General features: G+C 62.1%; 10 protein-coding genes. 3 read left to right on the forward strand and 7 right to left on the reverse strand.

Going from position 1 to position 14,319, the window contains the following annotated elements:
• Positions 1-102 precede the first annotated feature (102 nt).
• The 3 genes from FHK92_RS04865 to FHK92_RS04875 form a co-directional block, all read right to left on the reverse strand.
• Positions 103-792, reverse strand: a complete 690-nt coding sequence (locus FHK92_RS04865; protein WP_181287075.1) for a phosphoribosyltransferase — start codon at positions 790-792, stop codon at positions 103-105.
• An 80-nt stretch (positions 793-872) separates the two neighbouring features.
• The gene (gene arsJ, locus FHK92_RS04870; RefSeq protein WP_181287076.1) at positions 873-2,099 is read right to left on the reverse strand and encodes an organoarsenical effux MFS transporter ArsJ; all 1,227 of its coding nucleotides are present in this window, start codon (positions 2,097-2,099) and stop codon (positions 873-875) included.
• Between the two features lie 9 nt (positions 2,100-2,108).
• Complete coding sequence (locus tag FHK92_RS04875; protein WP_181287077.1) at positions 2,109-3,113, reverse strand: ArsJ-associated glyceraldehyde-3-phosphate dehydrogenase; 1,005 nt, start codon at positions 3,111-3,113, stop codon at positions 2,109-2,111.
• A 363-nt stretch (positions 3,114-3,476) separates the two neighbouring features.
• Between FHK92_RS04875 and FHK92_RS04880 the strand changes: the two genes are divergently transcribed.
• Positions 3,477-5,183, forward strand: coding sequence for an amidase (locus FHK92_RS04880; RefSeq protein ID WP_181287078.1), 1,707 nt, complete (start codon positions 3,477-3,479; stop codon positions 5,181-5,183).
• Between the two features lie 164 nt (positions 5,184-5,347).
• Here the strand turns inward: FHK92_RS04880 and FHK92_RS04885 are convergent, their stop codons facing one another.
• The gene (locus FHK92_RS04885) at positions 5,348-6,127 is read right to left on the reverse strand and encodes an EAL domain-containing protein (RefSeq protein ID WP_181287079.1); all 780 of its coding nucleotides are present in this window, start codon (positions 6,125-6,127) and stop codon (positions 5,348-5,350) included.
• Positions 6,128-6,632: 505 nt separating this feature from the next.
• Between FHK92_RS04885 and FHK92_RS04890 the strand changes: the two genes are divergently transcribed.
• The gene (locus tag FHK92_RS04890) at positions 6,633-7,883 is read left to right on the forward strand and encodes an OprD family porin (RefSeq protein WP_258232582.1); all 1,251 of its coding nucleotides are present in this window, start codon (positions 6,633-6,635) and stop codon (positions 7,881-7,883) included.
• Between the two features lie 72 nt (positions 7,884-7,955).
• Positions 7,956-8,186: a hypothetical protein gene (locus FHK92_RS04895; protein ID WP_181287081.1), complete on the forward strand. Its 231-nt coding sequence runs from the start codon at positions 7,956-7,958 to the stop codon at positions 8,184-8,186.
• Positions 8,187-8,200: 14 nt separating this feature from the next.
• Here the strand turns inward: FHK92_RS04895 and FHK92_RS04900 are convergent, their stop codons facing one another.
• The 3 genes from FHK92_RS04900 to FHK92_RS04910 all read right to left on the reverse strand — a co-directional run bounded on the left by FHK92_RS04900 (position 8,201) and on the right by FHK92_RS04910 (position 14,232).
• On the reverse strand, positions 8,201-10,135 hold the full coding sequence (locus tag FHK92_RS04900; protein WP_181287082.1) for a hybrid sensor histidine kinase/response regulator: 1,935 nt from the start codon (positions 10,133-10,135) through the stop codon (positions 8,201-8,203).
• A gap of 78 nt (positions 10,136-10,213) precedes the next feature.
• Positions 10,214-12,583 carry an ATP-dependent DNA helicase gene (locus FHK92_RS04905; protein WP_181287083.1) on the reverse strand — a complete coding sequence of 790 codons (2,370 nt, stop codon included), beginning with the start codon at positions 12,581-12,583 and terminating at the stop codon, positions 10,214-10,216.
• The gene (locus FHK92_RS04910; protein WP_181287084.1) at positions 12,580-14,232 is read right to left on the reverse strand and encodes a VRR-NUC domain-containing protein; all 1,653 of its coding nucleotides are present in this window, start codon (positions 14,230-14,232) and stop codon (positions 12,580-12,582) included. The genes FHK92_RS04905 and FHK92_RS04910 overlap by 4 nt, the downstream gene beginning before the upstream one ends.
• Positions 14,233-14,319 lie beyond the last annotated feature (87 nt).

A 14,319-nucleotide genomic window follows, 5' to 3' on the forward strand; every position in this document is an offset into this window, starting at 1 on the left:
GTTATCTAGTCATCTATATGAATTTAGGCGGCAGTATTTGCCGTTGCCACCATGCTGTCAAGAACCTACCGCACGCCGCGCGTCGGAACAGCCTCGCAGCCATCAAGCGTGCAATGAGTGATGACGATCCCTGCTCCAAGCCTCCTGCATCAGCTCGATCACTTGTTCGTCCGAGGTCTGGCTGAAGTCTTCGTACCAATCACCGACCGAGCGCATCCACTCCGGCATCAGCGGGCACACCCACTCATCGACTTCACTGCGCAGTGCTTCAGCCGTCTCGACCGGCGCCACCGGAACCGCGACGACGATGGCGTTGGGTTTGTGCAGGCGTGCCGCACGGATTGCCGCCATCATCGAGGCGCCCGTGGCCAGGCCATCATCGATAAGCAGCACCACTTGGCCTTTCAGATCAAGTGGCGAACGGTTTGGGCGGTAGCGCGCTTCGCGTCGCGACAGTTCTCGCGTTTCCTGCTGGAGCACCGCATCGAACGCGGCCTGGTCGACGTGATTGGCACGCAACGCATCGTCATTGCGGATCAGGATGCCGCCGCTGGCAATCGCGCCCATCGCCACTTCTGGATGAGACGGCACACCCAGCTTGCGCACCAGCATCAGGTCCAGACGCAGCGCCAGGGCCTTTGCGACCTCCCAAGCGACCGGCACGCCGCCCCGGGGCAATGCCAGGACGATCACCTCGTCCCGCCCACGGTAGTGGGCAAGTGGTTCTATCAAGCGTTGGCCGGCCGCTGCCCGATCGGCATAGGGCGGCGAAGAAAAAGTCATTGGGTTCATGTTCGGGTCTCCTCGTAAAACGGACAAGCCGCATAGCGAGAGACACTCACAGGGCAAGGATATTCAGCCTCATACCGCGGTCAGCTTTGTTGATTCGCCGACATGGGACGCACATGCCGAGGCAATGCCAGCGAAATCAGCGCAGCCAGCAGCACGGATGCGCTGGAGACCCAGAGGCATGCAGCCAACCCGTATCCTTGATAAACCCAGCCGGACAGCACCGTCCCGGCCAGCCGCCCGAGAGCGTTGGACATGTAGTAGAAACCCACGTCCAGCGACACGCCGTCTTCCTTGGCATACGCCACGATCAAATAGCTGTGCAGCGACGAATTCACCGCGAACAGCGCACCAAAGACCAGGAGCCCGCCCAACAGCACCGCTGGATGAGACAGCCCCAGCGCGATCACCGCCGGAAGACCTGCCAGCGCAAGCGCCCAGAGGCATGCGGCACGTCCATCCGGCACCTGCCCGCGCTTCTTTCCAGTGATGTTCGGCGCCAGGGACTGCACGATGCCGTAACCGATGACCCAGGCGGCGAGAAAACCGCCGACTGTCCAGAAATCCCAGCCATAGACGCTGCTCAGGTAAACCGGCAAGGCCACCACGAACCACACGTCCCGGGCGCCGAACAGGAACATCCGCGCGGCTGACAGCACATTTATCGCGCGACTCTTGGATAGGATGTCGCGAAACTTCGGCTTGGCTTTCGCCCTGCCCAGGTCTTTTTTCAGGAGGATCAGGCTACCGACCCAGATCAGCGCCAGCACTGCCGCCATCGCCAGCAACGCACCTTGGAAACCGAGCACGGCGAGCAGCACCCCACCGAGGAAAAAACCAACGCCCTTGAGCGCGTTCTTCGAGCCGGTGAGGATCGCGATCCATCGATAAAGCGTGCCCTGCTGCCCATCCGGCACCAGCAACTTGATCGAGCTCTTGGCGCTCATCTTGTTCAGGTCCTTGGCGATGCCGGACAATGCCTGGGCGCTCATCACCCAGGCGATGCTCAGCAGCGCGGAAGGCACCGTCAGCATCAGCAGCGCGACGACCTGCAGGCCCAAGCCGATGTTCATCGTCCGGTTCAGGCCCAGGCGAGCGCCCAGGTAGCCGCCTAGCAGGTTGGTGATCACGCCAAAGAACTCGTAGAACAGGAACAGCGCGGCAATCTGCAAAGGGCTGTAGCCCAGCGCGTGAAAGTGCAGCACGACCAGCATGCGCAGGGCGCCATCGGTCAAGGTGAACGCCCAGTAATTGCCGGTGACGAGCAGGTACTGCCGCACTTCTGGCGCAAGGGCCGACAAGACTTTCATCGCGGCTCCTCAGCCCGCCAGGCCGACCATCCGGGCCAGTTCGACGGTACGGTTGGCGTAGCCCCATTCGTTGTCGTACCAGGCATAGAGTTTGACCTGGGTGCCGTTGATGACCAAGGTCGACAGCGCATCGATGATCGAGGAACGCGGATCGGTGCGGTAGTCGATGGACACCAGTGGTCGCTCTTCGAAACCGAGAATGCCCTTGAGCTCGGTGCCGGCGGCATCCTTGAGCAAGCGGTTCACTTCCTCGACCGTGGTAGCGCGCTCGACCTCGAAGACGCAATCGGTCAGCGACGCATTGGCCAACGGCACCCGCACCGCATGGCCGTTGAGGCGTCCGCGCAGCTCCGGGAAGATTTCGGCAATGGCGGTGGCCGAGCCGGTGCTGGTGGGAATCAGGCTCATGCCCGAGGCCCGGGCGCGGCGCAGGTCCTGGTGCGGCTGGTCAAGAATGCTCTGGGTATTGGTCAGGTCATGAATGGTCGTGATCGAGCCGTGGCGAATGCCGAGTTTTTCGTGGATCACCTTCACCACGGGTGCCAGGCAATTGGTGGTGCACGAAGCCGCGGTCACGATGCGATGCTGTTCTGGCTTGAACAGTTGGTGGTTGACGCCCATGACGATATTCAACGCGCCCTGCTCTTTCACCGGAGCGCTGACCACCACGCGTTTCACGCCTTGATCGAGATAAGCCTGGAGCACCGCGACGGTTTTCATCTTGCCGCTGGCCTCGATCACTACGTCGCAACCCGACCAGTCGGTGTCAGCGATCGCTTTGTTGGCGGTGACGTTAATGCGCTGGCCGTCTATGACCAGCTTGTCGCCCTCGGCGTCGGCCTGGCGGTGCCAACGGCCGTGCACCGAATCGAAGTTGAGCAGATGGGCGTGAGTCGCCGCGTCGCCTGCCGGATCGTTGATCTGCACGAACTCGAACTCAGGCCAGCCCCAGGCCGCACGCAGGGCAAGGCGCCCGATGCGGCCGAAACCGTTGATGCCGATTTTGATTGTCATGGTTGGGGCTCATAGGAGGTGGCGCGAATATAGGTTTTTCCGCACACGAGCGAAAGACCAGCTGCACACTAATCGCTGGCAACGCGAACCCCGTGGCGAGGGAGCTTGCTCCCGCTCGGCTGCGCAGCAGTCGTAAAAAATCTGAATCTTGCTGACGATTTCGGGGCCACTTCGCAGCCCAGCGACAGCAAGCTCCCTCGCCACGTTGCGCGGTTATTCTCGTTCGATGGCGTGCCCTCAAGTCACGCTCGTAGTACAGTCTCCACCCGATGTCAGAACCCATTTCGAAAGACGTGAAGCCACCATAACTCCGTTCAAACCGAGCCTCGCCTCACGTCATTCACCAGCCGCAGCGGTCACAGCATGATTGAAATCACCGAAGTCTCCATCGCCCAGCTCCGGGCTGCGCTCGAATCCGGCCAGACCACGGCGGTGGAGTTGGTCCAGGCCTACCTGGCCAGGATCGATGCCTACGACGGGCCCGAAACACCCATCGCACTCAATGCCGTGGTGGTTCGTAACCCCGATGCGTTGGAAGAAGCAAAGGCGTCCGATGCCCGTCGAGCCAAGGGCCAGACCTTGGGTCCGCTCGACGGCATCCCCTATACGGCCAAGGACAGCTATCTGGTAAAGGGGCTGACCGCCGCCTCGGGTAGCCCAGCCTTCAAGGACCTGATCGCCTATCGCGACGCCTTTACCATCGAGCGGCTGCGCGCCGCCGGGGCCATCTGCCTGGGCAAGACCAACATGCCGCCCATGGCGAACGGCGGCATGCAGCGTGGTGTGTATGGCCGTGCCGAAAGCCCGTACAACGCGGCCTACCTCACGGCGCCGTTCGCCTCGGGCTCTTCGAACGGTGCGGGCACCGCCACCGCCGCCAGTTTCGCGGCCTTCGGCCTGGCAGAAGAAACCTGGTCCAGCGGACGCGGCCCGGCCTCGAACAATGGTTTGTGTGCCTATACGCCGTCGCGCGGGGTGATCTCGGTGCGCGGCAACTGGCCGCTGACGCCGACCATGGACGTCGTCGTGCCCTACGCCAGGACCATGGCCGACTTGCTTGAAGTGCTGGACGTGGTGGTGGCAAACGACCCTGACACCCGAGGCGATCTGTGGCGCCTGCAACCCTGGGTACCGATTCCTTCAGTCGACTCGGTTCGCCCTGCTTCCTATTCAAGCCTTGCCGCCAAACCGGAAACGCTGGCGGGCGTGCGCCTGGGCGTTCCGCGCATGTACATCAACGCCGACCCCGAAGCGGGCACCGCTGAGAAACCCGGAATCGGTGGCCCGACGGGACAGCGCATCATCACTCGCCCCTCGGTGATTGCCCTGTGGGAAGCCGCCCGCAAGGCGCTGGAGGCCCGAGGCGCCGAAGTGATCGAAGTGGATTTCCCGCTGGTGTCCAACTGCGAGGGCGACCGTCCCGGCGCGCCGACCGTGTTCACCCGTGGCCTGGTGTCCAAGGAGTTCCTGCACCATGAGTTGTGGGACCTGTCGGCCTGGGCGTTCGATGATTTCCTGCGGGCCAACGGCGATCCGAAACTCAATCGCCTGGCCGACGTCGACGGACCGCTGATTTTTCCCCACGACCCTGGCACCCTGCCCAACCGCGAGGACGACCTGGCCGCCGGCATGGACGAGTACGTGAAGATGGCCCAGCGTGGCATCACGCCGTGGGACCAGATTCCCACCTTGCCCGAGGGTTTGCGCGGCCTCGAAGAAACCCGCCGGATCGATCTGGAAGACTGGATGGCACGGCTGGGCCTGGATGCGGTGATCTTCCCCACCGTGGCAGACGTCGGGCCAGCGGACGCGGACGTCAACCCAGCGTCCGCCGACATCGCCTGGAGCAACGGCGTCTGGGTCGCCAACGGCAACCTCGCCATCCGCCACCTGGGCGTACCCACCGTCACCGTGCCGATGGGCGTCATGGCAGACATCGGCATGCCCGTTGGCTTGACGTTCGCCGGCAAGGCCTATGACGACTCGAAGCTGCTGCAACTGGCTTCTGCCTTCGAGTCGCTGGGATCGAAACGGATGATTCCGCCACGGACGCCGCCGTTGTCAGCCTGATCCCGACTTTAAACCACACCCTGTAGGAGCTGGCGAAGCCTCGGGCCGCGTTCGGACGATCTTTTGATCTAAAGATCGCAGCCTCGCTTCGCTCGGCAGCTCCTACAGGGCATCAGCCAGCCAACAACGCCAAGGCTGCGCCGCCGGTGTTGGCTGGCAACCAATCAATCGAACCGCCCCTCCGCCAACCGGCCGATCTCAGGCCGCGCATACAGAAACCCCTGCATCAATTCGATGCCCAGATCCAGCAGCGCGGCGCTTTCCTCCCGCGTCTCGACGCCCTCGGCGATGACGGTAATCCCCAACCGATTCGCAACCAGGAGGATCCCGTCGACAATGGCCCGTTTGACGGGGTCCTGATCGATGCCTCGGGTCAACGCCATGTCGATTTTCAGCACTTGCGGTTGGAATAGCGCCAGCAGGTTGAGCCCCGAGTAGCCGGAACCGAAGTCGTCGATGGCCGTGGTAAAGCCCTGGCGTTCGTACTCCTGGAAAATCGACTTGAGGTGGTCAGGATCATCGACCCGCTCGCCTTCCGTGACTTCGAACATGAGCCGGTTCGACGGGAAATTGCTTTGACGCGCCGCCTCCAGTGTCGCCCGTATGCAGGTCTCGGCCCGGTACACGGCGTTGGGCAGGAAATTGATGCTGAGCAGGCAGTCGGGAATGTCGAGGATCCCCAGCCGCGCGGCCTCCTCGATCGCTTTCACACGGCACGCCTGGTCGAATCGATAACGGTTGCCGTCATTCACGAGCCCCAGGATATAAGCCGCCGATTCCCCATTCACGCCCCGGACCAGCGCCTCATAGGCAAACGCGGACCGTGTGCGGACATTGAAGATGGGCTGGAAAGCCATGGTGAAGTCGAACCCCAGCGCCTCATGGTCGCGGCATTCAGCGCAACCAAGGGACCGGAAGGTTGGAGAGGATGAAGGTGGGGTCATGTTCATGTTCCGTCGCGGCAGCGGGCGTCCCTGTGAAGCAGAAACTATAGGCAATACTCCTTGAGTCGGCACGGGCCCCGCTTTCTGGAGTGCTGTCAGGCCCGTTGATCGTGTGACCGCTGTCGCAAATCAGACCTTCTTCAGAAAGCGGCCACCCTTCCCGCAGCCAGACAAGGTCGATCAAGCCCGCGCCTGCTCGCGGAAAATTGCAGCCATGGGCTGACTTGCTGCCCGGCGACGCCGAGGTAAACGCAATTAACAACGTTTAACTCGCAGGTCCACGCGACCTCCCCAAGAATGGAACGCTCTGTTCAGACTCTTCAAAGCGGGAGGCGGATTCCAGACCGCGCGGTACCGGCGCGTCTAGTCCTGCTTTTCGCCACACGCTTTCACACGGAAACGCCCCATGCCGCCCGCGTCACAGAACACCGTCACTGCCAGGCAAACGACAACCGCCTTGAAGCCACTCTGGCTCCTCGCCTTGCTCGCCGGACACGCTCCGGCAATGGCCGCACAAACAACGCCGGGATTTCTGGACGGGGCATCGCTGGAAGTCCTCAGCCGCAACTTCTACCTCAACAATGACTACCGTTCCCCGAGCCCGTCGGGCAAGAGCTACAAGCAGGAATGGGCCCAAGGATTCATCGCCACGTTCGAGTCCGGCTTCACTCCGGGTACCGTCGGCGTAGGCGTCGACGCCCATGGTTTCCTGGGTTTGAAGCTGGATGGTGGCAAGGGCCATTCCGGCACCGGGTTGTTGCCGTTGGACGATGACGGTCGCAACGAGGATGAATATTCCAGTGCCGGCGGCGCGCTGAAATTCAACGTATCGCGCACCACTCTGGCACTCGGTGAAATGACCGTGGCGACGCCCGTATTCGATACGGCGGACAAACGCCTGCAACCGGAATATGCCAGCGGGGCGCTGCTGACCAGTCGGGAATTGGATGAGGTCAGTTTGCAGGCCGGTCATTTCACCGCGTTCAAGAATCAGGACGCGTCCACCGCCAGGGGCGATTTTTCCGGCTACGGGGCTACCACCCGCCACGCCAGCATCGACTTCATCGGCGCCGATCTGTTCAATGACCGCACGGTGGGCGGTTCCCTCTACGCCTCTGAACTGAGCGACACCTGGCGCCAGTACTACGGCAATCTGCATTCAACGGTGGGTGACCTGTTCCTCGACGGCAATCTGTATTACACCCGCGATCACGGTCGGGCCAGAGCCGGAGCCATCGACAACACCGCTTTGAGCCTCAGCGGCAAATACCGGCTCGACGCCCAGGCCTTCACCCTGGCCTACCAGAAAATCCACGGCGACACGCCTTTCGATTTCGTCGGCGGCGATTCCATCTACCTCGCCAACTCGATCAAGTACGCCGATTTCAATGGCCCGGGCGAGCGTTCCTGGCAAGCGCGCTACGACCTCGATCTCGGCGCCCTCGGAATCCCGGGCCTGAATTTCATGGCCCGCTACGTAACGGGAAGCGGGATCGATGGCAGCCATGCGCCCCAGGGCGGCGCCTACAATCCGTTCGACAGCGACTCCGCAACCTTCAGCCCGCAACAGGGCGACGGCGGTCGCCATTGGGAACGCGATCTCGACTTGCGCTACATCGTGCCGTCAGGCCCGGCCAAGGACCTGTCGCTGCAACTCTCCCACGTCACCCACCGCGCCAACAGCGCCCAGGCCGGCGATGACATCGACAGGTTATACATCGTCATCCAATACCCGCTGAAACTGGGACCGTTTTGAAAGCCCTCGAAAAAAATGCATTCCGCGCCACCGCCAAGGTCTGTAGGACATCGAGGGCAAGAGGAAAAGAGCGTGGATTATCTGGGATGGGTCCAATGGCCAGCGATGGCCGTCACGGTGCTGGCCGCCTGGCTGATCGGCTCGCGCCAGCCCCGCCGGCGCGTCGCGGGGTTCAGTTGTTTTATCGTCAGCAACATTCTTTGGGTCATCTGGGGCCTGCACACAGACGCCTATGCACTGATCGTCCTGCAGTTCTGCCTGTGCGCGATGAATCTGCGGGGCTTCAGGAAAAATACCCAGTAACCGCTGACGAAAACTTATTTCATCGTCTGCCCAATGATTTGCACCAGATCAATCTGCTTGAACGGCTTGATCAATCGTGGCAGTTGCGTGGCGAAGCCCTCCAGCCGTTCGGCGTAACCGGTAGCGAGGATGATCGGCAGGGTCGGCTGACGGTCGCGCAGTAATTTCGCCAACTGCGCCCCGTCCATCTGCGGCATGGCCATGTCCGTGATCACCAGATCGAAATCCTCGATACGCTCGTACAGCTCCAGCGCCTGGACGCCCGACGACGCGCAAAGGACCTGATGGCCAAGGTCTTCGATCAGCAACCGGGTGCTGGTCAGGACCAGGCTGTCATCATCCACTACGAGAACCTTCAATCCATTGACGGGCGGCACCGTGGATTCCACGACCGATGGCTTGTCCGCTAACGCGTCGCCAGCCACCGGCAGCCATAGCTCAGCGGTGGTACCGACGCCTTTTTCGCTCTTGAGTATCAGCCTACCGCCCAACTGCTCGGCCAGGCCGTGAACCATGGATAACCCCAGGCCGGTTCCCTTGCCGACGCCTTTGGTGGTGAAAAACGGATCGACGGCCAAGGCCAGTGTCGCCTCATCCATCCCCTCGCCTGCGTCGGTAATCGCCAGGCAGACATAGCGTCCAGGCGCCAGTTGCCTGTCCGGTACCGCGAGCTCGTCACCCAACCGTTCCTGCGCCTGGATCAGTATCCGGCCACCTTGTGGCATGGCATCCCGGGCGTTTGTCGCCAGGTTGAGGATCGCCAGTTCCAACTGGTTGACGTCGGCCAGCACCGGCGACAGCGCCTCGGCAAATTCGGCCTGGATATGGATCGACGGACCCAATGAGCTTTGTAGCAAGCCGCTGATGCCTTGCACCAGCGCGACCAGTTCCACCGGTTCGGAGGTCAGTTTCTGCCGGCGGGCAAAGGCCAGCATGCGCTGGGTCAGCGAAACACCACGCAGCGCGCCCTGGGTTGCGTTATCCAGCAACTGGGCGAGCTTCGGCTCGTTGGGCATGCGCTTGCGCACGATCTCCAGGTTGCCGAGGATCACCGTCAGCAGGTTGTTGAAGTCGTGGGCAATGCCCCCGGTGAGTTGTCCGATGGCTTGTAGTTTCTGCGATTGGAACAGGGCCTCGCGGGCTTGTTCCAGTGCCTCCTGGGCCTTGGTGGCGTCGGTGATATCGCGGGTGATCTTGGCAAATCCGAGCAATGTACCGGTGTCGCTGCGGATCGCATCGATGACCACGTGGGCCATGAACCGCGTGCCGTCCTTACGCACCCGCCAGCCCTTCTTTTCGAAACGCCCCTCGGTGGCGGCGACGCTCAGGGCGCGCTGCGGCTCACCCGCTTCGCGGTCCTCGGGCGTATAGAACATCGAGAAATGCTGGCCGATGGCCTGAGCCGGCAGGTACCCCTTGATGCGCTGCGCGCCTTGGTTCCAGTTGGTCACGCGACCATCAGGGTCAAGCATGTAGATGGCGTAGTCGGTGACGCTTTGCACCAGCAGACGAAACTGCTGTTCGCTTTGCCTGAGGGTTTCCTCGGCCATCTTGCGATCGGTCAGGTCGCGGGTGATCTTGGCGAAGCCGAGCAACGTGCCGCTCTGGCTGTCGATGATCGGATCGATCACCACATGGGACCAGAACAACGTGCCGTCCTTGCGCACGCGCCAGCCCTCGCCTTCGAAGCGCCCTTCACGCACGGCCGTGTCCAGCGCGCGCTGCGGAAGGCCGTCGGCACGGTCTTGGTCGGTATAGAAACGAGAAAAATGCTGCCCCAGGATTTCCGACTCTTTGTAGCCCTTGAAGCGCCGGGCGCCGGAGTTCCAACTGGTGATGATGCCCGACGGATCGGTCATGTAGATGGCATAGTCGACCACCGCATCGATCAACAGGCGAAAGCGTTGTTCTTCGTTGACGCGAGGGGTCTTGGGGTCGTTCTCAAGCATGTCGGCCGAGGCATCCGAGGGAATTTGCGTGAAGTATGGAACAAGTGTCGCGCCAGGAAAAACCTGATTTATGTATGGCTACACGCTTCCACAAATGGTCCTGCGCTGAATGCAAAGCTCATGCACACACGCTACCCCTGTGGGAGCGAGCTTGCTCCCACAGGTTGGGGGGCGTTGTTCCGATTTGACTGACCACCACAGCGGCAGCAAACGCTGCACCTTGGTCTCTGCGAACCGGTCATCGATCAACATCACCACTCCGCGATCCTGCTGGGTGCGAATGACGCGGCCAGCCGCCTGCACGACTTTCTGCAAACCGGGATACAAGTAGGTGTAGTCGTAGCCATCGCCAAAAATGGCCGCCATGCGCTGCTTGATCTGTTCGTTGACCGGGTTGAATTGGGCCAGCCCCAGGGTCGCGATAAATGCGCCGATCAGGCGTGAGCCCGGCAGGTCGATCCCTTCGCCGAACGCGCCGCCCAGCACCGCGAAGCCGATGCCCTGGCTGTGCTCCATGAACCGGTCGACAAAAGCCTGCCGGGGCCCTTCCCCCATCCCACGCGATTGGCTCCAGGTGGCGATGTGCGGGAACCGCTCGGCAAACAATCCCGCCACCTGCTGCAGGTAATCGAAGCTGCTGAAGAACGCCAGGTAATTACCGGGACGCGCGTCAAACTGGCGGGCCATCAACGTGACGATCGGTTCGAGGGACGCATGGCGATGGGCAAACCGGGTGGAAATCCGGCTGATCACCTGGACATCCAATTGTTCGGCCTGGAACGGCGATTCGACATCGATCCACACCGTGTCCGCTGGCGTACCCAACAAGTCCGCGTAGTACCGTCGGGGGCTCAGGGTCGCGGAAAACAGCACGCTGCTGCGCGACGCCGTGAACCGGGGCCGCAGGAAACCGGCCGGCACCACGTTGCGCAGGCACAGCGCGGAGAAGCTGCGTTGGCGCGTGGATTCGCGCTTGTGGATGTCGAACAGGAAGTGTTCATCGAACGACTCGGCGACCCGGCCGAACTGCAAGGCGTCGAAATAGAAGGCTTGCAGGCCGCTGTCCAGGCCCTGCGGATGGTCGTTGAGGTAATCACCGATGGCGGTCGTGCACGCCCCCAACGCGTGGAGGAAGTTGTCCGGTGGTTTTTCATAGGCCTGGTAAGCCGCAACCTGCGGCGCATGCAGGGCGTTCCACTGGCGATTGACCTTCTGCAGGGCTTTCTTCAATGGTTCGGGAGCCGTCTTCAACAGCGCCGCCAACGCCGCCTGGTCGAGGGTCGCGCTGTACATCTGCCGTCCGCGCTCCACCAGGTTGTGGGCTTCGTCCACCAGGGTGGCGACAGTCCAGCCATTGGCCTGGGCAAGACCGAATAACAAGGCGCTGAAGTCGAAGTAATAATTGTAGTCAGCCACCACCACGTCGGCCCAACGGGCCATTTCCTGACTCAGGTAGTACGGGCAGATGTCGTGATCCAAGGCAATGTCGCGCAAGGCCGCCTGATCAAGCAGCGTTACCTGGCTCGCCGCCGCTCGCGCTTGCGGCAGGCGATCATAAAAACCGCGGGCCAGTGGACACGATTCGCCATGGCAGGCTTTGTCCGGATGCTCACAGGCCTTGTCCCGGGCGATCATTTCCAATACCCGCAACGGCATAGCCGGGGCGTTGTCGGTGATCAGCCGGGCCGCGTCCAGGGCCAGTTTGCGTCCTGGGGTTTTCGCCGTGAGGAAGAACACCTTGTCCAATCGCTGGGGCGCCAGAGCCTTGAGCATCGGGAATACCGTGCCGACGGTCTTGCCAATCCCGGTCGGCGCCTGGGCCATCAGGCAACGACCGGTGCTGACGGCCTTGAACACCGACTCGGCCAGGTGCCGTTGCCCGGGCCTGAAGCCGGCATGGGGAAATACCAGGGCCTGCGCGCCTCGGTTGCGCGCCTGGCGGTGATGCATTTCCTGCTCGGCCCAGGCCAGGAACAGGGCGCACTGCTGCTCGAAGAATGCCTGGAGCTGCGACGCCTCGAAGTGATGGGTCAGGCAGGTTTCCTTTTCGCTGACGATGTCGAAATACACCAACGCGACATCAATCTGCGGCAACTGCAATTTCTGGCACATCAGCCAGCCGTAGATCTTCGCCTGGGCCCAATGCAATTGGCGGTGATTGTCCGGCTGCTTGCCCAGGTCGCCCCGGTAAGTCTTGACCTCCTCAAGGCAGTTGCGGCCAGGATCGTAGCCGTCTGCCCGGCCCTTGACCCGCAAGGTCTGGTAGGTGCCCTCGAGGCTGACCTCGGCCTGATAGCCCTCGCTGCGCCGCGATGCCACGGTGCGGTGGCCGACAATCCCCTCCAGCGCGGTGGGAGACGGCGTGAAGCGCAGATCCAGGTCGCCGACCTTGGCGGTGAATTCACACAACGCCCGCACGGCAATGCTGTAGCTCGGCACCTCGCTCATGCACCCTGCTCCGCCCATTGCACGTAACAGACGGCAACGGGCATCCGGTGCTCATGGCAAAACTCCAGCCAGCGCAGTTGGTTGTCCTGCAAGCGATCGCCGGGGCCTTTGACTTCGATCATCCGATAGGTCTTGTGCTGCGGCCAGAACTGGATAAGGTCGGGCATGCCGGCGCGGTTGGCCTTGATGTCCAGCAACAGGCGGTTGAACCAGTGCTTGAGGTGTTCCGCCGGCAGGCACTCGAGGGCCTGGTCCAGCAGCGTCTCGGACAGCGAGCCCCAGAACACGAACGGTGACTGTACGCCCCACTTCTGCACGTAACGGCGGCGGATGGTGTCCCGGTAGCGGCCGTCATCCAACTCGGCGAAGCACGCCGCGAACAGCTCGGCGCGGCGCTCATGGAAATCCTCGTTGAGCAGGTCCACCGGCCCACGTTGGAACGGATGGAAAAAAGCCCCCGGCAGCGGCGCGAAAATTGCCGGCCAGCACAGCAGGCCGAACAGCGAATTGACCAGGCTGTTCTCGACGTAATGCACCGGAGCGGCTTCTTCATGCAGGTGGGCCTGGACGCAATACTCCACCGACAACATGGGATCGACGCGAGGCAAATGCAGATCCAGCCGTTCCACTTCCCGGGCGACGGCTCGCGGTACCGGCGGGCCACCCAGCTTGCGCCGCAGCCGGGGCACGATCCGCAGCAAGGCCTGGCACTCCGCCGCGCTTTGCGGCGATTGCGCGGCCGTCTCGGCCAGTTCGAGGGCCAACGTGTGCTCGCCAATGCGCTCCAGCACACGAATCATCCGCAGCCGCGCGCCGGGATAAGTACAGTCGCGATAAATACACAACGCCAAGGCAAAATCGCCGATGCGCTCGCCATGCTGGCCCATCTGGAACAGCAATTTGCCTCGGCGTCGCTCCAGCCAAGGATTGTCCAGGGCCAATGCGCTGACGTGATCGACGATCGTTTCGAGTGGTTCGCCGGTTTCGAAACGTTGCTGGCAGTCATGCAAGAACAGGCAGGCATCGATGTCCTCGCGGCTGCGCAGCCCCCGGGACTCGGCGCTGAACTCGACGAGTTCATAGGTGAAGATGCCGAGGTCCGCCAGCACGAACTCCGACCAGTCCTGGTAGAGGTTGCCAAAAAACATCAGTCGCAGGCGATCGCACAGGTTCATGACCGTGATACTGAACAGCCGATCTTCAAGCTGGGGGCACCAGACGCGAAACGGCTGGGGTTGACTGAAGCGATCGGCCAGGGCCAGCAGCCACTCGGCCTTTTTTGCCTTGGGCTGCTCGATCAAATGCCCCAGGCACAGGAGAATTTCCGGCTTGAGCAGCACATCGAACAGCTCGACCAGGCTCAGGTTGGCCTGCTCCTCGACCCAGCCCAGCGCCAACAACGGCGCTACGGCGGCGCTGATCTCGCCGATTTCCGCGTAGTGAAGCTTGCTGTGGCGAAAATGTAGGCCCTTGCGCATCACAAGCCGCACCAGCAGGCCTTGGGACGAACGCGGCAGTGCTGCGAAAGCATCGATGAATTGCTGTTCGTCAGCGCTGAGCACATCCGCGTAACGCTGGCTCAGCCAGACGAGCACACGCTGGAAGTTGTTCAGGTAGTAGAAGGGATCGTCGAGGGGATTGGCTGTCACGGAAGCGGGCGCCACAAATGCTGGATACTGGTTATGCGTACAGATATCAGCTACCGAGGGCCCAGGCAACTGCAAAAGATGAGCGGT

Source organism: Pseudomonas brassicacearum subsp. neoaurantiaca, assembly GCF_013608025.1.
In the GTDB taxonomy this organism is placed as follows: domain Bacteria; phylum Pseudomonadota; class Gammaproteobacteria; order Pseudomonadales; family Pseudomonadaceae; genus Aquipseudomonas.

Excerpts from the sequence above, each read along its gene's own strand:
- FHK92_RS04865 (WP_181287075.1), bottom strand. The coding sequence starts at position 792 with ATGAACCCAATGACTTTTTCTTCGCCGCCCTATGCCGATCGGGCAGCG.
- arsJ (WP_181287076.1), bottom strand. The coding sequence starts at position 2,099 with ATGAAAGTCTTGTCGGCCCTTGCGCCAGAAGTGCGGCAGTACCTGCTC.
- FHK92_RS04875 (WP_181287077.1), bottom strand. The coding sequence starts at position 3,113 with ATGACAATCAAAATCGGCATCAACGGTTTCGGCCGCATCGGGCGCCTT.
- FHK92_RS04880 (WP_181287078.1), top strand. The coding sequence starts at position 3,477 with ATGATTGAAATCACCGAAGTCTCCATCGCCCAGCTCCGGGCTGCGCTC.
- FHK92_RS04885 (WP_181287079.1), bottom strand. The coding sequence starts at position 6,127 with ATGACCCCACCTTCATCCTCTCCAACCTTCCGGTCCCTTGGTTGCGCT.
- FHK92_RS04890 (WP_258232582.1), top strand. The coding sequence starts at position 6,633 with ATGGCCGCACAAACAACGCCGGGATTTCTGGACGGGGCATCGCTGGAA.
- FHK92_RS04900 (WP_181287082.1), bottom strand. The coding sequence starts at position 10,135 with ATGCTTGAGAACGACCCCAAGACCCCTCGCGTCAACGAAGAACAACGC.
- FHK92_RS04905 (WP_181287083.1), bottom strand. The coding sequence starts at position 12,583 with ATGAGCGAGGTGCCGAGCTACAGCATTGCCGTGCGGGCGTTGTGTGAA.